This is a genomic window from Sphingobium sp. (genome assembly GCF_033795625.1).
Taxonomy (GTDB): Bacteria; Pseudomonadota; Alphaproteobacteria; order Sphingomonadales; family Sphingomonadaceae; genus Sphingobium.
The window spans coordinates 72,233-92,668 of record NZ_JARYGI010000006.1; the positions used below are offsets into that span (position 1 = coordinate 72,233).

The 20,436-nt window shown below is 62.4% G+C and carries 22 protein-coding genes; 12 read left to right on the forward strand and 10 right to left on the reverse strand.

All coding sequences use genetic code 11. From position 1 onward, the window contains the following. Nucleotides 1-75 precede the first annotated feature (75 nt). The 5 genes from QHC67_RS04655 to QHC67_RS04675 all read left to right on the forward strand — a co-directional run bounded on the left by QHC67_RS04655 (nt 76) and on the right by QHC67_RS04675 (nt 3,484). On the forward strand, nt 76-1,428 hold the full coding sequence (locus tag QHC67_RS04655; RefSeq protein ID WP_319291659.1) for a S41 family peptidase: 1,353 nt from the start codon (nt 76-78) through the stop codon (nt 1,426-1,428). Nucleotides 1,429-1,457: 29 nt separating this feature from the next. Next, complete coding sequence (locus QHC67_RS04660; RefSeq protein WP_319291662.1) at nt 1,458-1,943, forward strand: disulfide bond formation protein B; 486 nt, start codon at nt 1,458-1,460, stop codon at nt 1,941-1,943. Then, a complete protein-coding gene (locus tag QHC67_RS04665; protein ID WP_319291664.1) occupies nt 1,940-2,485 on the forward strand; it encodes a demethoxyubiquinone hydroxylase family protein in 546 nt (181 codons plus the stop codon). The genes QHC67_RS04660 and QHC67_RS04665 overlap by 4 nt, the downstream gene beginning before the upstream one ends. A gap of 13 nt (nt 2,486-2,498) precedes the next feature. Then, the gene (locus QHC67_RS04670; RefSeq protein WP_319291667.1) at nt 2,499-3,029 is read left to right on the forward strand and encodes a hypothetical protein; all 531 of its coding nucleotides are present in this window, start codon (nt 2,499-2,501) and stop codon (nt 3,027-3,029) included. 65 nt (nt 3,030-3,094) lie between these two features. Further along, a complete protein-coding gene (locus tag QHC67_RS04675; RefSeq protein ID WP_319291670.1) occupies nt 3,095-3,484 on the forward strand; it encodes a hypothetical protein in 390 nt (129 codons plus the stop codon). Between the two features lie 43 nt (nt 3,485-3,527). On the opposite strand, the gene QHC67_RS04680 is transcribed toward QHC67_RS04675, so the two are convergent. The 7 genes from QHC67_RS04680 to QHC67_RS04710 all read right to left on the reverse strand — a co-directional run bounded on the left by QHC67_RS04680 (nt 3,528) and on the right by QHC67_RS04710 (nt 9,335). Then, the gene (locus QHC67_RS04680; RefSeq protein WP_319291673.1) at nt 3,528-3,947 is read right to left on the reverse strand and encodes a FecR/PupR family sigma factor regulator; all 420 of its coding nucleotides are present in this window, start codon (nt 3,945-3,947) and stop codon (nt 3,528-3,530) included. Then, nucleotides 3,871-4,470: a sigma-70 family RNA polymerase sigma factor gene (locus tag QHC67_RS04685; protein ID WP_319291676.1), complete on the reverse strand. Its 600-nt coding sequence runs from the start codon at nt 4,468-4,470 to the stop codon at nt 3,871-3,873. Before QHC67_RS04685 ends, QHC67_RS04680 begins: the two co-directional genes overlap by 77 nt. A gap of 404 nt (nt 4,471-4,874) precedes the next feature. Next, nucleotides 4,875-5,753 carry a 3-hydroxyisobutyrate dehydrogenase gene (gene mmsB, locus QHC67_RS04690; protein ID WP_319291680.1) on the reverse strand — a complete coding sequence of 293 codons (879 nt, stop codon included), beginning with the start codon at nt 5,751-5,753 and terminating at the stop codon, nt 4,875-4,877. 47 nt (nt 5,754-5,800) lie between these two features. Beyond that, complete coding sequence (locus tag QHC67_RS04695; protein WP_319291683.1) at nt 5,801-6,577, reverse strand: enoyl-CoA hydratase-related protein; 777 nt, start codon at nt 6,575-6,577, stop codon at nt 5,801-5,803. Further along, on the reverse strand, nt 6,574-7,653 hold the full coding sequence (locus QHC67_RS04700) for an enoyl-CoA hydratase/isomerase family protein (RefSeq protein WP_319291686.1): 1,080 nt from the start codon (nt 7,651-7,653) through the stop codon (nt 6,574-6,576). The genes QHC67_RS04695 and QHC67_RS04700 overlap by 4 nt, the downstream gene beginning before the upstream one ends. Then, nucleotides 7,650-8,792, reverse strand: coding sequence for an acyl-CoA dehydrogenase family protein (locus QHC67_RS04705; protein WP_319291689.1), 1,143 nt, complete (start codon nt 8,790-8,792; stop codon nt 7,650-7,652). Before QHC67_RS04705 ends, QHC67_RS04700 begins: the two co-directional genes overlap by 4 nt. A gap of 33 nt (nt 8,793-8,825) precedes the next feature. Then, nucleotides 8,826-9,335: a hypothetical protein gene (locus QHC67_RS04710; RefSeq protein WP_319291692.1), complete on the reverse strand. Its 510-nt coding sequence runs from the start codon at nt 9,333-9,335 to the stop codon at nt 8,826-8,828. Between the two features lie 298 nt (nt 9,336-9,633). Between QHC67_RS04710 and QHC67_RS04715 the strand changes: the two genes are divergently transcribed. The 5 genes from QHC67_RS04715 (at nt 9,634) to QHC67_RS04735 (ending at nt 15,042) form a co-directional block, all read left to right on the forward strand. Further along, entirely contained in the window at nt 9,634-10,527 is an 894-nt protein-coding gene (locus QHC67_RS04715; protein ID WP_319291695.1) for a LysR family transcriptional regulator, read from the forward strand. Between the two features lie 46 nt (nt 10,528-10,573). Beyond that, nucleotides 10,574-11,197 carry a class I SAM-dependent methyltransferase gene (locus QHC67_RS04720; RefSeq protein ID WP_413818493.1) on the forward strand — a complete coding sequence of 208 codons (624 nt, stop codon included), beginning with the start codon at nt 10,574-10,576 and terminating at the stop codon, nt 11,195-11,197. After that, nucleotides 11,194-12,369, forward strand: coding sequence for an NAD(P)/FAD-dependent oxidoreductase (locus QHC67_RS04725; RefSeq protein WP_319291697.1), 1,176 nt, complete (start codon nt 11,194-11,196; stop codon nt 12,367-12,369). The genes QHC67_RS04720 and QHC67_RS04725 overlap by 4 nt, the downstream gene beginning before the upstream one ends. Before the next feature lie 171 nt (nt 12,370-12,540). After that, nucleotides 12,541-14,406, forward strand: coding sequence for a DEAD/DEAH box helicase (locus QHC67_RS04730; protein ID WP_319291700.1), 1,866 nt, complete (start codon nt 12,541-12,543; stop codon nt 14,404-14,406). 183 nt (nt 14,407-14,589) lie between these two features. Then, on the forward strand, nt 14,590-15,042 hold the full coding sequence (locus QHC67_RS04735) for a YaiI/YqxD family protein (RefSeq protein ID WP_319291703.1): 453 nt from the start codon (nt 14,590-14,592) through the stop codon (nt 15,040-15,042). A gap of 13 nt (nt 15,043-15,055) precedes the next feature. Here the strand turns inward: QHC67_RS04735 and QHC67_RS04740 are convergent, their stop codons facing one another. Continuing rightward, nucleotides 15,056-16,213, reverse strand: coding sequence for an N-acetyltransferase (locus QHC67_RS04740; RefSeq protein ID WP_319291706.1), 1,158 nt, complete (start codon nt 16,211-16,213; stop codon nt 15,056-15,058). A gap of 133 nt (nt 16,214-16,346) precedes the next feature. On the opposite strand from QHC67_RS04740, the gene QHC67_RS04745 reads away from it, so the two are divergent. Next, nucleotides 16,347-17,426 (forward strand): fatty acid desaturase, encoded by a 1,080-nt coding sequence (locus QHC67_RS04745; protein WP_319291708.1) that lies wholly within the window; start codon nt 16,347-16,349, stop codon nt 17,424-17,426. A gap of 4 nt (nt 17,427-17,430) precedes the next feature. Here QHC67_RS04745 and lptG read toward each other — a convergent pair whose 3' ends face one another. Next, the gene (lptG, locus tag QHC67_RS04750) at nt 17,431-18,531 is read right to left on the reverse strand and encodes an LPS export ABC transporter permease LptG (RefSeq protein WP_319291711.1); all 1,101 of its coding nucleotides are present in this window, start codon (nt 18,529-18,531) and stop codon (nt 17,431-17,433) included. Next, on the reverse strand, nt 18,528-19,736 hold the full coding sequence (lptF, locus tag QHC67_RS04755; RefSeq protein ID WP_319291882.1) for an LPS export ABC transporter permease LptF: 1,209 nt from the start codon (nt 19,734-19,736) through the stop codon (nt 18,528-18,530). The genes lptG and lptF overlap by 4 nt, the downstream gene beginning before the upstream one ends. Nucleotides 19,737-19,918: 182 nt before the next feature. Between lptF and QHC67_RS04760 the strand changes: the two genes are divergently transcribed. After that, nucleotides 19,919-20,425, forward strand: a complete 507-nt coding sequence (locus tag QHC67_RS04760; RefSeq protein ID WP_319291714.1) for a DUF2141 domain-containing protein — start codon at nt 19,919-19,921, stop codon at nt 20,423-20,425. The last annotated feature ends 11 nt before the right edge of the window (nt 20,426-20,436 follow it).

Below are 20,436 nucleotides of genomic sequence, written 5' to 3' on the forward strand. Positions count from 1 at the left end.
GTCGCCCACGGCTTTGCGTAGCAACACAAATGCCCTATATCAGGTTCAATCCCTCAGTCAGGACTGAATCATTCAATGAAATCCGCTTTTCTGAAAAGTGCCGTGGCCCTCAGCGCGCTCGCTCTCGTTCCCGCGACCACCGCCGCTTTGGCCGAAGCGGAGGGGAACAGCTACAAGGCGCTCGACGAGTTCATGGACGTGTTCCAGAAAGTGCGCAGCGACTATGTCGAGAAAGTGGACGATGAGAAACTGATCAAGGGCGCCATCGAGGGCATGCTCTCCAGCCTCGATCCGCATAGCAGCTTCCTAGACGCGCGCGATTTCGCCAATCTGCGGACGCAGACGGAGGGCAATTATGGCGGCCTTGGCCTGTCCGTAACGCTGGAAGACGGCGCGGTGAAGGTGATCGCACCGACTGAGGACACGCCAGCGTTCCGCGCCGGGATCAAAGCCGGCGACTATATCACGCATCTGGACGGCCAGCTTATCTATGGCGGCACATTAGATGAAGCGGTCGACAAGATGCGCGGCGCGCCCGGGACGGCAATCAAGCTGACCATCGTGCGCCCTGGCCGCGACAAGCCGATAGACTTGTCGCTCACCCGCGAAATCATCGAGCTGAAGCCGGTGAAGTGGGAAGTGAAAGACAATATCGGCATCATCAACATTGTCAGCTTCTCCGCCAATACGGGTGCCGACGTACGTTCGGCGATCCGCAGCATCGACAAGTCGCTTGGCCGCAAGCCGACCGGCTATGTGCTCGACATGCGCTCTAACCCCGGCGGTCTGCTGGACGAAGCCGTGTCCGTCAGCGACGTGTTCCTTGAGCGCGGCGAGATCGTGTCCCAGCGCGGCCGCGCGAAGGGCGATGTCGAGCGCTATTACGCGAAACCGGGCGACGACGCCAATGGCCTGCCGGTGATCGTGCTGGTGGACAGCGGTTCGGCCTCTGCCTCCGAGATCGTCGCGGGTGCGCTGCAGGACCAGCATCGCGGCCTCGTCATGGGCGAACGCAGCTTCGGCAAAGGCAGCGTCCAGACGCTCCTGCCGCTCAGCACGACGACGGCCCTGCGCCTGACGACCGCACGCTACTACACGCCATCGGGCCGTTCGGTGCAGGAAGGCGGCATCGAGCCCGACATCCGCGTGCCGCAGATTTCCGATCCCGATTACAAGGCGCGTCCCAAGTTCCGCGAAAGCGACCTGCGCCGCCATCTGATCAATGAGATCAAGGTGGACGACAAGACGCTGGAGGAGGATGCGAAGGAAGATCCTCGGTTCAAGATGACGGCGGAAGAGTTGAAGAAGAAGGGCATAGACGACTTTCAGCTCTATTACGCGATGCAGACCATTGGCCGTGTGGACGGTATAAAAACGCCTGTGCTCGCCAGCGCAGCGCCTGCCGCTCGTAAGCCCGTAAAGCGCTGAGCCATGCTACCGTGCGGAGATGATATCAGGTGACGCCACTTTCCAGGGCGCGACTGATCGCCATCCTCGCCCCCGCGCTGCTGCTGGGTGGAGCATTGGCGTCGCAATATGTCTTCGGCCTGCATCCGTGCGAAATGTGCATGTGGCAGCGTTGGGCTCATCTGGCGGCGATCGTATTTGCCCTGCTGGCCATCGCGACACGCGCCAGGCTTTCAACCAGCGCAACTCTGACGGCGCTTGCGGCTCTCGCGATTGCCGTCAGCGGCGGCATCGGCGCTTTCCATGCGGGCGTAGAATATGGCTGGTGGGAAGGGTTGACAGCCTGCTCGACCACCCCGGTCGGCGGCAGCGCGGCGGACATTCTCAATAGCATCATGGCGACGCCGCTGACACGCTGCGATGTCGCGCCATGGTCGCTGTTCGGCATTTCGCTGGCGGGGTATAATGCGATCTTGTCCCTCGCGGCCGCCATCGCCACATTCGCTCTGTTGGCAAAGGTACGGAGACCCGCATGAAAGCCGCCCGCGATTATCCGGTGCCGGGGTGGAAGCCTGACACATCCGCCATGCTCCGCGTCGATCAGGCCGGTGAATATGGCGCGACCCGCATCTACGCGGGGCAGTTGGCGGTGATGGGAGACCGCCACCCGCTTAGCCGCGTGATCGCCGGGATGGCGGCGCAGGAAGAACGCCATCGCCAGACTTTCGACCGCATGATCGTGGAACGCGGCGTTCGCCCGACATTGCTCCAGCCCTTGTGGAATGTCGCAGGCTATGCGCTGGGCGCGGCTACGGCCGCCATGGGCCCCGAAGCGGCGATGGCATGTACAGCCGCCATAGAGACCGAAATCGACCGCCATTACGCCCATCAGCGCGATGAGCTGGGCGATGCCGACGCGGAACTATCCGGGCTCGTTGCGGATTTTCAGGCTGAGGAACTTGAACATCGCGATGCCGCACTGGCGCATGGTGCCGAAAAGGCGCTAGGCTATATGCTGCTTAGCGGCGCAATCCGCCTGGGGTGCCGCGCCGCGATCAAGCTTTCGGCGCGGATTTAAAGGACGAAGACCGATGAAGACCGTGACCTTTGCAGCCCTTGCCCTGATGACGGCAGCCACACCCGCGATGGCGCAGGATAGGTCAGCGGCGCAATCGAGCAATGAAAAGGTCAATCTTGTCATCGTATATGGCGACGATCCCTGCCCGAAGACGGCAGGCGACGAACTGGTCGTGTGTGGCCGGAAGGAAGAGAAGGAGCGCTATCGCATTCCCGAACCCCTGCGCGGCGATCCGAACGCGCCCGCGAACCAAGCCTGGGGCGAGCAGTATAAGTCGCTGGAATATGTCGGACGGTCCGGCATCGACAGCTGCTCACCGTCGGGAATAGGCGGCTTCACTGGCTGCTTCAATCAGTTGGCCCGGATGGCGAAGGCAGAACGGCAACAGGCGAATAACGCAAGCTGGGCTGATCTCGTTGCGGCTGAGCGCGCCAAGCGGCTGTCCACGATCGATGCTGACTCCGAAGCAATCGAAGCCCGTGTGAAGGCGGAGGAAGCCGCGGCGGGCACGTCTGATACCCCGGCCGTCACGCCCCCGAACTAATTCAAGCGAAGGCGTGCTCAGTTTCATACAGCAACCGTTCAGCCGGACGAGCGGAAGCTAGCCATATGAAAAACATTGTTTCGACTGGCCTATATGGCGCCTTCCTGCTGGCAGCTGTTCCAGCAGCCGCGGAACCGCCTGAACGCATCTTTGCTCTGGTCGTCTATGGCAATGACGCGTGCCCTGCAGGAAAAGGGGACGAGATCGTGGTCTGCGCGCGCAAGCCCGAATCGGAGCGTTACCGCATTCCCAAGACATTGCGCGAGAAGCCCGCTGTGTCTGGTGGCCCCGGCTGGGGCAGCCAGGTCGCCACTATGGAAGCAGTCGGCCGGCAGTCGCTGCCAGGCAGTTGTTCTGTCAATGGCAGCTATGGTTTTACCGGCTGTACCGCAGCCATGCTCCAGCAATGGTTTGCCGAACGTCGGATGCAGCAGTCGGCGGGCGTTCCCAAGTAAGCGATTGAGCGGCCACTGAGGGGCGCTTTGTCGCACTAGGCGTTTATTTCTTCGCCCCATTGCAGCGGCTGCCGTTTGTCGTGGCTAGTCCGGACCCATCGCCAGACATTTTTGCGTTCACTCCGGCACCAACCAGCAGCAAAGAGGCGGCAACTGCGCCTCCGATCATGAAGCTACGCTGCGCTTTGGACCAGCGCGAAGCTGGAACGATGCTTTCCTCATATAGGTTTTCAGCGGTCGCCTCGGCTTGGAGATCGATTGGATGTGTCGAGGATTTCAGTCGCTCGGTTTGTTCCCAGGCTGCCTCTGCCCGCGCAAAAGCGACTGCGTGTGCCGGGTCAGCCTCTATCCAGGCCCATATCCGGGACTGCTCTTCGGCGTCCGGTTCAGATTGAAGCCGAACAAGGAACCTGGCGGCTTCCCGCTCGATCTCCTGCCGATTTCCCCCGTCCGACCCCTGCACGTTCCGATTCCATTTCTTCGCGTTGTGACCATGCGCGCATAACCATTGCGATTGCTTTAGCCAAATGTTTCTCAACGGTAGAAACGGACAGGCCCATCTCTTCCGCTATTTCTCCCATGGATTTCTCATGGATGCGTCGAAGAACGAAAACGCGGCGGCACTGGATAGGAAGTGCTTCGACGATGATTTCGACCTGACGCAGCGCGTCGCGGGCGTGGAGTTGTCCTTCGAGCCCGGTGTCCGACTGCAGCAGTTCAAGGTCAGCTATAGTTTCGAAACTGACGATCTTGTTACGGCGGGCGTTATCGATGACGAGGTTGCGGGCGATGGTGAAAAGATAGGCGCGGCCTGCCGTCACCGGTTCCCAGTTCTCGGTAGCGTAGGCTCTTGCCAGGACCTCCGCGACGGTGTCTTCCAACTCCTGGGTAGGAGGAAGAATGCGCCTCAGGCGCCCGCGGAGCGCCGCTTCGTGAGGAAGCAATGTTGTTTTGAACCATTCAAGTTTTGCACGAACCCGATCCACACTAGCCCCCTTGTGTGCTTTTTTATTTTGGCTTTGCGAGCCTCTCCGGGTTTTTCTTATGCTCCATATGAAACACGGATTCGGGGCGCTGTCCATCACGAAGACGCTAATTTCCCTGCGCTATTGGGCGAACGTACCAAGAAAATGCTGGTCCCCGACATATTTCCTGCCGGATTTTCCCTCCTTCTAAATGGATCGTGCAGATATCCCGCACGACGATGCCAGTATTCTCGGTCTGACACTGATAATCGTCGGACCCGGTAAAAATTGAAATGGAATGTGCTTATCTGCCTAAGCACGAGCGTCACTGCTCTGAACGACACAAAACAAACTATTCTGCAGCGAATCGCTGGCGCACCCGGCCCGCTCATCGTCAAGCTCCCGCTCCGCAGGAGCCTGATCGCTTAGCTCAGCATCTTTATCATGGACGAGAAATCCAGGCCGCCCTTGCCGGAATTGGCGAGCGCCTGATACAGAGCTTCGGCGGCATTCCCCATCGGCACGCTTGCGTCGACCGATTGCGCAGCCTGCGTAGCCAGCTTCAGGTCCTTCAACATCAACGCGACTGCAAAGCCACCCTGATAATCATTGTCCGCCGGAGTTGTGGGCCCCACGCCCGGTAGCGGGCAGTAGCTTGTCATCGACCAGCTCTGACCCGATGAGACGCTGGAGATGTCGTAGAATGTCTGCGGATCGAGCCCCAGTTTCTGCGCCATGGCAAAGGCCTCGCAAGTCGCCACCATCGTGGCGCCGAGCAGCATGTTGTTGCAGATCTTCGCGCCCTGGCCGGTCCCTGCGCCGCCGGCATGGATCACAGCCTTGCCCATTGCAGACAAGATCGGCTTGGCCCGGCTGAACGCGGCATCAGTGCCTCCCACCATGAAGGTCAGTGTGCCGCCCGCCGCCGCTGCTATGCCACCTGAAACGGGAGCATCCACCATCTCGAAGCCTTTTGCCGAAGCCGCCTCGCTGACGCGCCGCGCGGTTGCGACATCGATGGTAGAGCAATCGAGCAACAGGGTGCCCGCCTTCGCCGCTTCAAAGACTTCGCCATTATATACGGCCTCGACATGCTTGCCGGCCGGGAGCATCGTGACCACTGCGTCGGCTCCGGCGACCGCCTCCGTCGCGCTTTTCGTCCGTGTGCAACCGGCTGCTTCCGCCTTCGCCAGTGCTTCATCCGACAGGTCGAACGCACGCACGGCATAGCCGTTCTTGGCTAGGTTGGCGGCCATGCCGCCGCCCATATTACCCAATCCGATGATGGCAATATTCTGGGTCATTACAAATACTCTACTGATTTGAGGTGTAAATTGGACTGAGCTTGAACTTAGCGGCCTTTCCAGACGCCAGGCCGCTTTTCGACAAAGGCGGCCATTCCTTCGGCCTTATCTTCGGTGGCCGTCAGGATCTGGAACATGCGGCGTTCCGTCAGCAGGCCCTGATTGAGCCCGGTTTCGAAGGCGATATTCACCATTTCCTTGTTCACGATGGCGGCCATAGGCGGCATGCCCGCAATCGAGCCTGCCGTCTTCAGAGCCTCGTCCAGCAACTCAGCGGCCGGCACCACGCGGGACACCAGGCTTGCGCGCTCGGCTTCCGCTGCGTCCATCATGCGGCCCGTCAGGCACATTTCCATGGCCTTCGCCTTGCCTATGGCCCGTGTCAGCCGTTGCGATCCGCCCATGCCGGGGGCCACGCCAAGCTTGATCTCGGGCTGCCCGAACTTGGCCGTATCGGCTGCGATGATGAAGTCGGCCATCATCGCCAGTTCACAGCCGCCGCCCAGAGCGAACCCCGCAACCGCGGCGATCCAGGGCTTGCGCGTGGCCGTGACCTTGGAAGTCCACTCCGAAAAGAAGTCCTCAAGGAAGAAGTCTGCAGCAGGTTTGTCCGCCATCTCCTTGATGTCCGCACCCGCCGCAAAAGCCTTCTCGCTGCCGGTCAGGACGGCGCAGCGCTGCGAAGGATCGGCATCATAGGCGGCAAATGCTGCGATGAGGTCCTTGAGCACCTGCCCGTTCAACGCATTAAGCGCCTGCGGCCGGTTTAGCGTGATCAGCGTCACGGCGTCACGCTTTTCGACAAGGATGGTTTCGTAGCTCATGAAGATGTTGCTCCCAGTTCAGGCAAGGGGGTCCATTCCTTTTCGGGCGGCAGAGGCGCGAAAAGAGAATCGATAAGCACGTCCGTTACGTCTTCGGTGGTCGCGGGTGACCATTTGGGCGCATTGTCCTTGTCGAAGATCAACGCGCGAACGCCTTCGACGAAGTCGGGCCGACGAATCACGTGATGGCCGATGCGATATTCGTTGCGCATGTTGTCGGCGAAATCCGTGAACTTCGCGCCCTCCGCAAGCTGACGCAGGGCCACCTTGACGGTCTGGGGCGATTTCGTCGCCAGCACGCTTAACTGTTTGCGCGCCCATTCGGAACCATCCGCCTCCAGCGCCGCCAATATTTCCTCATAGCGATCCGAAGCGAACAGGCAGTCGATATCATCGCGCTGCGCATCCAGCTTCGCAGGCGGGCAAGGCGCCTGCGCCGCATTGAGGATCGCGGGCAGGTTCGCCGGATCGGCAATGATCCGCGCCTTCACATCCTCCAGCGCATCACTAAGAACATAGTGCGAGGCCATGCCGACCGACAGCGCATCCGCCCCATCGATTCGCGCCCCTGTCGCCGCCAGCCATGCGCCGACACGTCCCGGCAGTCGTGGCAGGAACCAGCCGCCACCGACATCGGGAAACAGGCCAATGCCCGTCTCAGGCATGGCGAACGTCGTCCGCTCCGTAGCCACGCGGTAGCGGGAGGGTGCGGCGATGCCGACGCCGCCGCCCATCGTGATTCCGTCCATGAAAGTGACGACCGGCTTGTCATAGACGAACAGCAGATGGTTCATCCGATATTCGTGGAAGAAGAACTGCTCCGCTTTCACGCAATCGGTCTTGGCGCTGTTCGCGATCAAAGCGATGTCGCCGCCTGCGCAGAAGCCGCGTCCTTCCGCATGATCGATCATCACAGCAACTACCGCATCATCCTTGCGCCACGCCAGCAGCGCTCGCGTGATAATCTCCACCATAGCGGGCGTCAGAGCGTGGATCGCCTTGGGCCGATTGAGCCGGATGCGGCCGACACCACCCTCTACGGAGGTCAGGACATCGGGAAGCGTCACGTCGCTCATTGCCGCACCAGTTCGCGCCCGATTATCATGCGCATCACCTGATTGGTGCCTTCCAGAATCGAATGGACGCGCAGATCGCGCCAGAAACGTTCGATCGGATAGTCCATCAGGTAGCCATAGCCGCCATGCAGTTGCAGCGCCCGATCGACCACCGATGACCCTGTATCCGTTGCCAGCCGCTTGGCCATGGCGGCAAAGCGCGTCTTGTCCGGCGCATTCTCCGTCACCTTCACGGCCGCCGCATAGAGCAACGTCCGTGCCGCCTGCAACTCCGTCTCCATGTCGGCCAAAGTGAACTGCGTGTTCTGGAAGTCCGAAATGGCCTGCCCGAACTGCTTGCGTTCCTTGGTGTAGCCGATCGCCTCGTCGAGGCAGCGCTGCGCCCCGCCCAGCGAGCAGGCGCCGATATTGAGCCGCCCGCCATCCAGCCCCATCATAGCGATCCGAAAGCCTTCCCCTTCGCCGCCGACCCGGTTCTCGACCGGCACCCGGACGCCATCGAAGTTGATCTGCGCCGTCGGCTGTGAATGCCAGCCGAGTTTCCTTTCCTGGGCGCCGAAGCTCACGCCCTCCATATCCTTTTCGATGACCAGGCAGGATATGCCCTTGGGGCCGTCTTCCCCGGTGCGCACCATGACGACGTAGACTTCATTCTCTCCGCCGCCGGAAATGAATTGCTTGGAGCCGGTCACAACGTAATGATCGCCGTCCAGCACAGCCTTGGTTTTCAGCGCCGCCGCGTCGGAGCCGGACCCGGCCTCAGTCAAGCAGTAGCTTGCCAGCCTGTCCATTGCGATGAGCGAAGGGAGGTATTTGTCCTTCACAGCCTGCGCGCCGAAGCGGTCGACCATCCACGCAGCCATGTTATGGATCGAGATAAACGCACTGGTCGACGGGCAGCCATAGGCCATTGCCTCCATGATCAGGGCCGACTCGAGCCGTCCCAGTCCGATGCCGCCGGATTCTTCGGACACATAGATCGAGCCGAAGCCCAATTCTGCCGCCGCCTTGATCGTCGCGCGAGGGAAGACGTGCTTCTCATCCCATTCGGCCGCGTGCGGCGTGATCGCGTCGGCTGTGAAGCGTCGCGCCAGTTCCTGGATTTCGCGTTGGTCGTCGGTCAGGTCAAATTGCGTCATGGTCAGTCTGCGGCCCTGCAAATAATGGTTTAGTCAGCATTTTTTGTGGCGGAATGTAGCGGCGGGGTCCTTTTCAATCCGCACCAGGGTCGTGCCGCCATTTTCCAGCTTCAAGGTCATGTCCTTGTTCCAGTTCTGCCCTTCACCACTGAAGGCAAAGCTTGCATTCACTTCCATTGGCGACACGGTTTTCATGCTCATCAGCTTGCCAAGGGATTCATAGAATTTAAGGGTGTCGCCACTGACGGTGACCAGACCCTTGGTATCGGACCGGCCGACGTCGCAATCCGCCTCCGTCATCCCCCAACGGCCAAGAAACGCAGTGGGCAGGCCGGCCTCATTAGCTGGAGAGGTATTCGGGGAGGCTGTATTCGCCTGTTCCTCAGACTCCCCACCGTTTGTCAGTGCGGGTGCCGCATTCTCGGTGACATTGCGGATCTCGGCATTTTCAATGGCAGGGGGCTGCTGCGGTCGGTCGCACGCAGACAGCGCGAGCGTGGCGACTACAGTTAGGATCAGTGCGGAAATCAGACGGGTCAACATCGCATCATGCTCCAAAACCAGATGCCGTCGCCCCGGCTCTCCTGTCATCTCACCGTGAGAAAGGCTCTCAGGGGATTATCATCGGCGCTGTCCGTGGGCCAGCATGTCCCGTCTATCGTATCAACTATTTCTATCTGCAGCGGATGGACCAGCGCAAGACCCTCAGTCTATCAGTCGCCCACCTCGGATTCATTGCCGCATCTACTCTGCGATTGCGTATTTGCATTCAAGAGCGCAGATCCGCAGGCTACATCTGCAGTAATGCAGAACGCGCTTTCGATGAGGGGTGGTTTTGCCGATGTTCGATTGGGACGACCTGCGGATATTTCTTGCCGTCGCGCGGTCGCGCCGGATCGCACCGGCGGCGCGTAGTCTGGGGATGGATGCCACGACTATCGGCCGCCGCCTTGCCCGTTTGTCCACCGCGCTGGAGTCCGACCTGTTCGAAATCTCGGGTGGGGAACGCCGCCTTACCGAGCGTGGCGAGGCGCTGTTCCGCCATGCCGAGGCTGCAGAGAGCGCTGCTCTGGCTGCGATGGAGACTGTGACGGGGCAGCAACGCAGTTTATCTGGTCAGGTCAGGCTCTCGGTCGCGGAGGGGTTCGGTACATGGATCCTTGCGCCTGGCCTCGCCGCCTTCCATGCGCGCCACCCCGGCATCCGCCTCGACCTCATCACCGCGTCCGGCTTTCTCAATCCTTCCAAACGCGAAGCCGACATGGCGGTGATGCTGGCCCGGCCGCAGCGGGGGCACCTCTCAGTCAAGCGGCTCGGCGATTATCGCCTGCATCTTTATGCCTCACGCGAATATCTGGAGCGTGTTGGCACGCCTCAGCACCCCGACACGCTGAAGAAGCATACGTTGGTCGGTTACGTGCCCGAGTTCATATTCTCCCCCGAACTTAACTATCTGAGCGAAGTAGAGCCGGGCCTGGAGGCCAGCCTGCGCTCGACCAGTATCAATGTGCAGCATCGGATCGTCGCGGAAGGAGCAGGAATCGGCGTACTTCCCGACTTCATCGGCAGCCGCGATCCCCGCCTTCTGCCCCTGATGGCGGACCGGATCGAGATAATCCGCAGCTTCTGGCTTGTAACCCATGAGGACCTGAGAAGCCTTGCGCGGATCGCGGCAGTGGCGCAATGGCTGCAACAGCGTGTCGTTACGCTTGGCGTTCCCACTCCGTCACGGTAACAGAAGCGCATAACTAGGGTCGCCACGGAGCGTTTGCATCTTGCCAATCCATCCCAAGTTCAAACGCGGCCGGGCCGTGGCTCTGGAAAGCCGCCGGACGGCAGTGGGGGACTATCTCGATTTCCTTGCCGCATGGGTGAAGAAGCCGCGTCAAACTGCGTCCGTCGTTCCAAGCAGTCGCTATCTTGCCCAACTGATGGTGCGCGACCTCGATCCGGCGGACGGTCGCGTGCTGGAACTAGGCGGCGGCACGGGCGTCTTCACGCGCGCGATCCTCGCCACCGGCTTGCCTGCTGAAAAGCTGGAAGTCGTGGAGATTAATCCCGGCTTCGCCCGCAGCCTGCGCCGCCATTTCCCCGGCGCGTCGATCCTCGAAGTCCCCGCGCAAAGCGTCTCCGGCCACGCTGCCGGAGAGCGGGGCAGTTATCAGATCGTCGTGAGTGGCCTGCCGCTGCTGGCGATGGACAAGGCGCTGCATGTCGCCATTCTCTCCGAAGCTTTCGCCATGCTGCAGCCGGGCGGCAGCTTCGTGCAGTTTACATATTCGCTGCGCTCGCCGGTCTCGCAGTCGGTGCTGAACGCGCTGGACCTCGAAGTGTCGCGCGTCGGCCAGACGGTTCGCAACTTCCCGCCAGCGACGGTGTTCCGGTTCACGCGCCGCGGCGAATGAGCGACTATTATGATGTGATCGTGCTCGGCGCGGGCGGCGCCGGGCTGATGTGCGCGGCTGTCGCCGGGCAGCGCGGCAAGCGCGTGCTGGTGATCGACCATGCGGATGCGCCGGGCAAGAAGATCCTGATTTCAGGCGGGGGGCGCTGCAACTTCACCAACATCCACACTGCGCCCGACCGCTTTCTGTCCGCCAACCCGCATTTCGTGAAGTCCGCGCTCGGCCGCTACAAACCCGCCGATTTCATCGCGCTGGTCGAGGCTTATGGCATCGCCTTCCATGAAAAGGCGCTCGGGCAACTCTTCTGCGACGGCTCCGCGCGGCAGATCGTCGCCATGCTGCTGGAGGAATGCGCGAAGGGCAGGGCGGAAATCGCGCTCGGCGAGGCGATCAGCGACATAGCCCACGCCGATGCGCATTATAGCGTCACCTTCGGCGCGCGTGCCGCATCCGCGCCAGCTCTGGTGATCGCGACGGGCGGCCCCTCGATCCCGAAGATGGGCGCGACGGGCTTTGGCTATGACCTCGCGCGCAAGTTCGGCATGAAGGTCGTGGAACCGCGCCCCGCGCTGGTTCCGTTGACACTCGGCGGCGACGAAACCCTGTTTCGCGAGCTTTCCGGCGTTTCGGCGGACGTGATCGCCCGCTGCGGCAAGACGGCCTTTCGCGAAGCCGCTCTCTTCACGCACCGGGGCCTGTCCGGGCCAGCCATCCTGCAAATCTCCTCCTACTGGCGCAACGGTCAGCCGATCGCCATCGACTTCCTGCCATCGAACAGCGCCGATTGGCTGGTTCAGGCCAAGCGACTGAAGCCTAAAGCCAGCCTGCGCTCCATTCTCGCGACAACCTTGCCCGACCGCCTAGCCGAAACGCTGTCCGACCGCATCGCGCTCCCCGGTGATCTCGCCAGCCAGGCCGACAAGGCGCTCACCGCCGTCGCGCAGCGCCTTTCGTCCTGGCAATTCCACCCGAACGGCTCCGAAGGCTTCGCCAAAGCCGAAGTCACGCTGGGCGGCATCAGCACTGCCGACCTGTCTTCCCAGACCATGGAATCCCGAAAGATTTCGGGCCTCTACGCCATTGGCGAGGCTGTCGACGTAACGGGTTGGCTGGGGGGCTATAATTTTCAGTGGGCATGGGCTAGTGGGTGGGCAGCCGGGCAGGCTCTTTAGCGCACGCTGCCCCGGAGTGATTTCAGGCCGGATGAGCAGTTTTCGTTGGGTGGTTAGCATCCGGCGTCTTGAAACTGCTGAAAAACATACGAAAAATGGGGAGCCGGCCGTTCCGGACGTCACATCATATTTACAGCCGTTGCGGCGTGCCAAACTGATTCGAGTATAAAAATGCCCTTCACGACTCTGCCCAAGCTTCTTTCAGAGGCTCTCGCCGCCCGTGGCTATGCCGCCCCCACGCCTGTTCAGGCGGCCGTCCTCGAACCCGAAGCGCTCGGCCGCGATCTCGTCGTCTCCGCCCAGACCGGCTCGGGCAAGACCGTGGCCTTCGGTCTCGCCATGGCCGACGACCTGCTGAACGCCGAAGGCTTTGCGATGCCGACGCAGAAGCCGCTCGCGCTGATCATCGCCCCGACGCGCGAACTCGCGCTGCAGGTCAGCCGCGAACTCATCTGGCTCTACGGCCCGACCGGCGCGCGCATCGCGACCTGCGTCGGCGGCATGGATGCCTCCAAGGAACGCCGCAATCTCTCCCAGGGCGCGCAGATCGTCGTCGGCACGCCTGGCCGCCTGCGCGATCATCTCGAACGTGGCGCGCTGGACCTCGCCGAACTGCGCGCCGCCGTGCTCGACGAAGCCGACGAAATGCTCGACATGGGCTTCCGCGAGGACCTCGAACAGATCCTCGACGCGACGCCCGAAGGCCGCCGCACGCTGCTCTTCTCGGCGACCATGCCCAAGCCCATCGTCGCGTTGGCCAAGCGCTATCAGAAGGACGCGCTGCGCATCTCGACCGTGGGTGAGGATCGCGGCCATGGCGACATCAGCTATCAGGCTGTCACCGTCGCGCCCGCGGATATCGAAAATGCCTGCGTCAACCTGCTGCGTTTCCACGAAGCCGAAACCGCGATGCTGTTCTGTGCCACCCGCGACAATGTCCGCCACCTCCATGCGGGCCTTACCGAGCGGGGCTTCGCAGTCGTCGCCCTGTCCGGCGAGCACAGCCAGAACGAACGCAATGCAGCATTACAGGCGTTGCGCGATCGCCGCGCCCGCATCTGCGTCGCCACCGATGTCGCCGCGCGCGGCATCGACTTGCCCACGCTCAGCCTCGTCGTCCATGTCGAACTGCCGCGCGACGCCGAAACCCTCCAGCACCGCTCGGGCCGCACCGGCCGCGCGGGCAAGAAGGGGACCGCCGTGCTGCTCGTCCCCTATCCCCGTCGCAAGCGTGTGGAATCGATGCTGCGTGGCGCGAAGATCAACGCCGAATGGATCTCCGCCCCGACACCCGAAGACATTCGCCGCAACGACCGAGAACGGCTGATCGCGATGGTGCTCGAACCCGTGGAAGTGGACGATGAAGATCGCGAACTGGCCCAGCGCATCCTCGCCGAACGCAGCGCCGAGGATATCGCCGCTGCTTTGGTCCGCGTCCACCGCGCCCGGATGCCCGCGCCCGAGGAACTGCTGGACGGCGCGCAGGCTCCGCAGCGCAACGATGGTCCGCGTCCCGGCTTCGAGGATACCGTCTGGTTCCGCATGAACATCGGCCGCAAGGACAATGCCGATCCGCGCTGGATCCTGCCGCTGCTCTGCCGTCGCGGCCACATCACGCGCGGCGAGATCGGCGCGATCCGCCTTGCCGCCGATGAGACGCTGTTCGAGATTCCACGTCCCGTCGCAGGCCGATTCATCACCGCCGTCAAGCGGACGGCGGGAGACGATCCGGACGGCGAAGGCGCGGTCATGATCGAGGAAGTGAAAGGCGGTACTCCGCGCGCCGAAGCCAAGCACAATCGCCGCAACGATGGTCCGCCCCCGCGCCGGTATGACGCCAAGCCGACCGATGCCCGCCCGGAGCGCAAGCAACTTGGCGCGCGTCCCGGTGGCGCAGGCGGCCCTGGCGGTGGTGGCGGCAAGCCCTTCGGCGGACGTCCGGGTGGTCCCGGCGCGCCCGGTGGCCGCCCCGGCTTCAAGGGCAAACCTGGCGGCAAGCCCTTCGCGGGGAAGCCGCGCGGAGGTCGGCCGGGGTAAGCCACGCTTTCTCCACTCTGGTCGCACTGAACTGGTCGAAGTGCGAGCCTTAGCGAAGGCGAGTATCCTGCAGCCTATGCAAAACTTCGACCCTAGGTTGATGGATCCCCTCGCAGGAACGGGGCGTTTTGCGCGAATGACGTTGTGTTGAGGCCTGTGACGAGGCGTGAAGAAAGATAACCAATGCCCAGCATCCTCGTCGACGCCGACGCCTGCCCGGTAAAGGATGAAATCTACCGCGTAGCCTTCCGCCACGAAGTCCCGGTGACGATCGTCAGCAACAGCCCGATCCGCGTACCGGCCCATGCACTGATCGACCGGGTGGTGGTCAGCGACGGCTTTGATGCCGCCGACGACTGGATCGCGGAGCGGGCAGGGGCGGACGCCATCGTCATCACGGCTGACATTCTGCTCGCCGATCGCTGTCTGAAGGCTGGCGCAACAGTGATCGGCAGCAACGGAAAACCCTTCACCCTAAGCTCCATCGGCGCGGCCATTGCCACTCGAGCGATCATGGCCGACCTCCGCGCCGATGGCACCGCTATCGGTGGCCCGCCGCCCTTTAGCAAGGCAGACCGATCGCGGTTCTTGCAATCGTTGGACGAGGCATTGGTGCGGATGAAGCGGGGGCGCTAGGTCGGGCAGCGCCTCAGAGCGCCTTTTCGTAGATCTGGTAGCTCTTGTTCGTGAAGGCGTCGATGGCTTTGGTGATCGCGACCATTCCCTGATTGTCTTCCAGGATCCACCCCATTTCGCCCCGTGATGCGGCATATTTGCTCACCGAATCGCGGCGGATCAGTTCGATCATCATGAAGGCGAGCTGGCTTGCCATGCGCGAGGACTGGAGTTTCTGCACCACGCCCATCAGCGGCACACGCATCGTGCGGACCCGGGGCTTGCGCAGCCACAGCAGCAGCTTCGCCCAGCCAAAGGGGAGGAGCGAGCCGTTGAGGGGCTTCAGCACTTCGTTGAGGTCGGGGAGCGTCATCATGAAGGCGACAGGTTCGCCATCGACTTCGGCGATGCGGATCAGGTCTTCATAAACGATGGGTTTCAGCTTCTTGCCGGTATGCGCCACTTCGCTATCGGTGATCGGCACGAAGCCCCAGTTGCGTCCCCACGCATCGTTCAGGATGTGGAGGATGATCGCCGCTTCCTTGTCGAAATTCTTCTTGTCGACACGGCGGACGTTGATGCGCGGGTTCTTTTCGCCGGATTCCACGATGCGCTGGACGAGCGGGGAAAAGCCCTTCTCGATGTTGATCTCATAGCAGTTGAGGCGCTTGGCGGGCTGGTATCCGGCGCCCTCGATCCATGCCTGATAGGCAGGGCTGTTGTGGCCCATCATCACCGTCGGCGGATGATCGTGACCGTGGACCAGCAGCCCCGGCTCCTCCCAGATGGAGAGCGAGATCGGACCCAGCACCCGCGTCATGCCTTTGCCGCGCAGCCAATCCTCCGCAGTTGCGATCAGCGCCGCTGCGGTCTCTGCGTCCATGGCCTCGAACAGGCCGAAATTGCCGGTGCCGGGGCCCATGCCCTGCTCGGGCGACATTTCGAGCGCGAGATGGTCGATATGCGCGGAGACGCGGCCGACGACCTTGCCGCCGCGACGGGCGAGGAAATATTGCGCTTCGCCATGTTCGAACCAGGGGTTCTTGCCGGGCGTGATCAGGCCATAGACTTCGCTCTTCAGGGGCGGAACCCAGGCAGGGTTATTGGCGTAGATCGCCCAGGGGAGATCGACGAAAGCCTTGAGGTCGGCCTTGCCGCTGACGGGTGTGATCACTAGGTCGGTATTGGCCATGATGCAGCTCTGGCTGGAGGATCGTTACGCACTGTGGATGCCCGCGCTTTGTCACGGCGGACAGCGGGGCGCAATGTCGATTATGCCATGTTGCTGCCACGAACTGTGCGCAATTGGCGAGTAGGAAGCCGTGATGACCGTGTATGAGAAGATAGCCACGCCGTCGCGCGCGCCAAGTGCGCAGCAGGCCGCGCCGATCCCCGACGATGCCGCCATGCTGCGCGTCGCGGCGGAGTTGAACCGGGAGTTTGCCGTGGCGAATCCGGCGGTGTACTGGCCCGATTTTCTCGGCTCGACGGCTCTGGGTTATGCAGGGCTGGCGGGCGCGATGCTGTTCGAAAGCGTGCCGCTGGTGCTGCTGTCCGGGCTGGTGGCGATGCTGGCGCTGTATCGCGCGGCGAGCTTTATCCATGAGCTTACGCATGTCCGGAAGGGTGCGCTGCCGGGGTTCCGGTTGGCGTGGAATGTGCTGATCGGGGTACCGCTGATGATCCCTTCCTTCATGTATGAAGGGGTGCATACGTTGCATCATGCGCGGACGCGTTATGGCACGGCGAACGATCCGGAATATCTGCCGCTCGCGCTGATGAAGCCGTGGTCGCTGCCGCTGTTCGTGCTGACGGCGATGCTGGCGCCCTTGGGCGTGATCCTGCGCTTTGGCGTGCTGACGCCGCTATCTTTGCTGAGCCCGTCGCTGCGCCGGGTCGTGGAGGAGCGGTTTTCCGCGCTGTCGATCAATCCATCCTTCCGCCGCCGCGCGCCGGAGGGCGAATTCAGGCGGCAATGGTATGTCCAGGAAGCGGGCGCGTGCCTGTTCGCTTTGGCGCTGGTGGGGAGCGTGTTCCTGTTCGGCTGGCGGCCGCTGCTGACTTGTGTGGCGGTGCATTCGACGATGACCGTCATAAACCAGTTGCGCACGTTGGTCGCGCATCTGTGGGAGAATGAGGGCGACACGATGAGTGTGACGGCGCAATATCTAGATTCCGTGAACGTGCCGCCGCCATCGCCATTTGCGGCGATCTGGGCGCCGGTGGGATTGCGCTATCATGCGCTGCATCACTTGCTGCCAAGTGTGCCCTATCACGCGCTGGGCAAGGCGCATCGCCGGATGAAGGCGGCGCTGGATGTGCAGGATACTTATGGCCGCGCCAACTATGCCGGGATGCTGCCGCTGGTGGGCAAGATCGCGCGCAGTACGATGGGCGCGCGTTAAGCCTTCACTCCTCGGTGCGGACCAGCACCGTCTCGCCGACCAGCAGGAACAGCAGGAAGGGCGCCCACGCGGCCATGATAGGCGGGTAGGCTCCAAGATTGCCCATGGCGAGCGCAAAATTATCCGCCACGAAGTAAGTGAAGCCGAGCGACATGCCGATCACCGCGCGGATGAACAGCTTGCCCGACCGCGCCAGCCCGAACGCGGCCACAGCCCCGAGCAACGGCATCAGCACGGCGGACAGCGGCCCCGAAACCTTATGCCAGAGGCTGCCTTCCAGCGCCGCAGTCGGACGGCCCGCGTCCTTCAGGTCGTGGATCGCGGCCTGCAATGAGTTTAGGGATAGGCCATCGGCATCCACCTTCGCGAGCGTGAACTGATCCGGGCGAATGTCGCGCCCGAACCTGAACGTGCCAATCGACTGGGTCGTCCCTCGTAAAACGTCGAAGGACTTGGCGCCGTGGAGAATCCAGCCGCCATTCTTCGCGTCAAAATGGCCGCGCGGCGCGTGGACGATCGTCGTCAGGCTATTGTTCGTGCGATTGAAGATCTCGACATTGCGCAGGAGCGTCTGATTACCGCGGCCACCGACTATGGCGGCCGTGACGAGATCGTCTCCGTCGCGGACCCAGATGTTGGTCTTGACGCCGCTGTCGCGCGGCAGGGGCCCGTACTCCACTGCCTGCCAGGCATCCAACGTCGCCGACGCGCGCGCCACGATCCGCTCGTTGAAGGTGAAGCTGAAGAGGGCGATACCCAGCGCCACCACGATCAGGGGCGCAAGGATCTGATGCGCGGAAAGTCCCGCCGCCTTCATCGCAATGATCTCGCTGTTCTGGTTCAGCGTGGCCAGCGTCACCAATGTACCTAGCAACACGGAAAACGGCAGGAAGCGGGCGATGATCTGCGGCGCGCGCAGCATGATATACTGCCACAATTGCGCGTCGCCGTTCCCCGGATAGGCGAGTACGTCGCCCGATTCGCCGAGCAGGTCGAGCGTCTGGAGGACGATCACGAGCAAGGCGAGCACGGCGAGCGTGCGGACGAGGAACAGCTTGCCCATGTAGAGAGCGACGCGCTTTGACGGGAAGAATTGCAGCATCATGCGACGGCGCCCTCCGCCTTGGGCTTCCGGCCGAAGCGCAGTTGCCGCCTGATCCAGCCGCCCAGCTTGGCGAAGGCGAACTCGAGCGCGCTGATCGGCTGACCGCCGGGCCGATGCGCGACGACGTGGTACATCCACAGGATCAGCGCCGCGAATCCAAGGAACGGCACCCATAGGGCGATCAGCGGATCGATCTTGCCGAGTGCCCCCACCGCTTCGCCATACTCGTTGACCTTATGATAGGTCACGATGAACACGATCGAGAGGAACACGCCGAGCGCCGATGTCGAGCGCTTGGGCGGAATGGCGAAGGCCAGCGCGGCGAGCGGCAGGAGCATCATCATCGCGACCTCCACCATGCGGAAATGGAAGTTGGCGCGCACCTGATTGCGGAGCGCCTGATCGCTGGTCTGCTTTCCCACGCGCACCAGTTCGGGTAGCGTCAGCTCCTGGTCGGCGTCGCCGCGGCCGCGGAACCGCTCGATCTGCGGCAAGTCGATGGGCAGGTCGTGACTCGAAAAGCTGAGGATGCGAGGCGTCGTATAGCCCGGCGCATTGTTCACCAGCACGCCGTTGCGAAGGCGGAAGATGATGACGTCTGGATCGTCGGTCGCCAGGAATGTCCCGCTGGCGGCGGTGACGGCCAGCGTCTGCTTGTTCTTGCCGATGATCCGCATGAATATGCCATGCAGGTCCGTGCCCTTCTCCCGGCTTTCCTCGATCCGCAGCGTCATGCGTTTGCCGAGCGTGGTGAACTCGCCGACCTTGATCGACGCGCCCAGCGCACCCGATCGCAGCTCGAATCGCAGCCCCTCATAGGCGTAGCGGGCATAGGGCTGAAGGAAGCCGACTATGGCGAGGTTCACCAGCGCCAGCGCAATCGCGTACATATAGGGGACGCGCAGCAGTCGTGTGTAGCTCATGCCGATGGCGCGGAATACGTCCAGCTCGGATGACAGCGCCAGCTGCCGGAACGCCAGCAATATGCCCATCATCAGGCCGATCGGAATGCCGAGCGACAGATATTCCGGGATCATGTTGGCGAGCATGCGCCATACGACGCTGACCGGCCCGCCCTCCGCCGCGACGAAGTCGAACAGCCGCAGCATCTTGTCCAGCACCAGCAGCATCGCGGCGATGACGAGCGTGCTGAGCAGGGGGATGGCGATGAGCCGCGCTATGTAGCGATCAGTGGCGCTTAGCATTTTCAATATGTGGTCGTCCCATCACCATGTTTTGGCCGCAAACCGATCCCATATCATCCGTGGGCGAACAGGGTCTGTGCAGGTCGGGTGCGAGCCAGACAGGCGCTATAGCTGCCAGGAGTTGGTTGGTCATGTCGAAAGTGCTGCCCCCAAAAGGGCGAGGAGTATCAAGAGTCCGGGACGTGGGCGGCTCGCTGGCCGCGTCGCTGATGGTTATTGCGCTCGCCGCTACTCCAGTGACAGCGCAGGCCATCGGACCGCAGGCTGCGGCCTGTGACCGCGGCGATTCGGCCGTGCTCGTGCATGTCGAGGGATTGAAGGCACGCACCGGCAAGCTGCGTGTGCAGCTTTACGAGGCGAACTCGAAGACCTTTCTTGAAAAAGGGAAATACGTCGAGCGTGTGGAACTGCCTGTTCCTGTCGCGGGGCCTTTGAACGTCTGCGTCGCGGTGCCTAAGCCTGGTAACTACGCGCTGTATGTGCGGCATGACGCCAATGGCTCGGGCAAGAGCGATCGGTCCGATGGCGGCGGCTTTTCGGGCAATCCACAGCTCAGCCTCACCGATCTGGCGTTCAAGCGGAAGCCTCCGCTCGGCAAGACGCAGTTTGCGGTCGGGCATTCCACTCGCGAGATTCGCGTCGTCCTCAATTACGTCCAGGGCTTGAGTTTCAAGCCTCTGGGCGCCTGAACGAAAGGTCC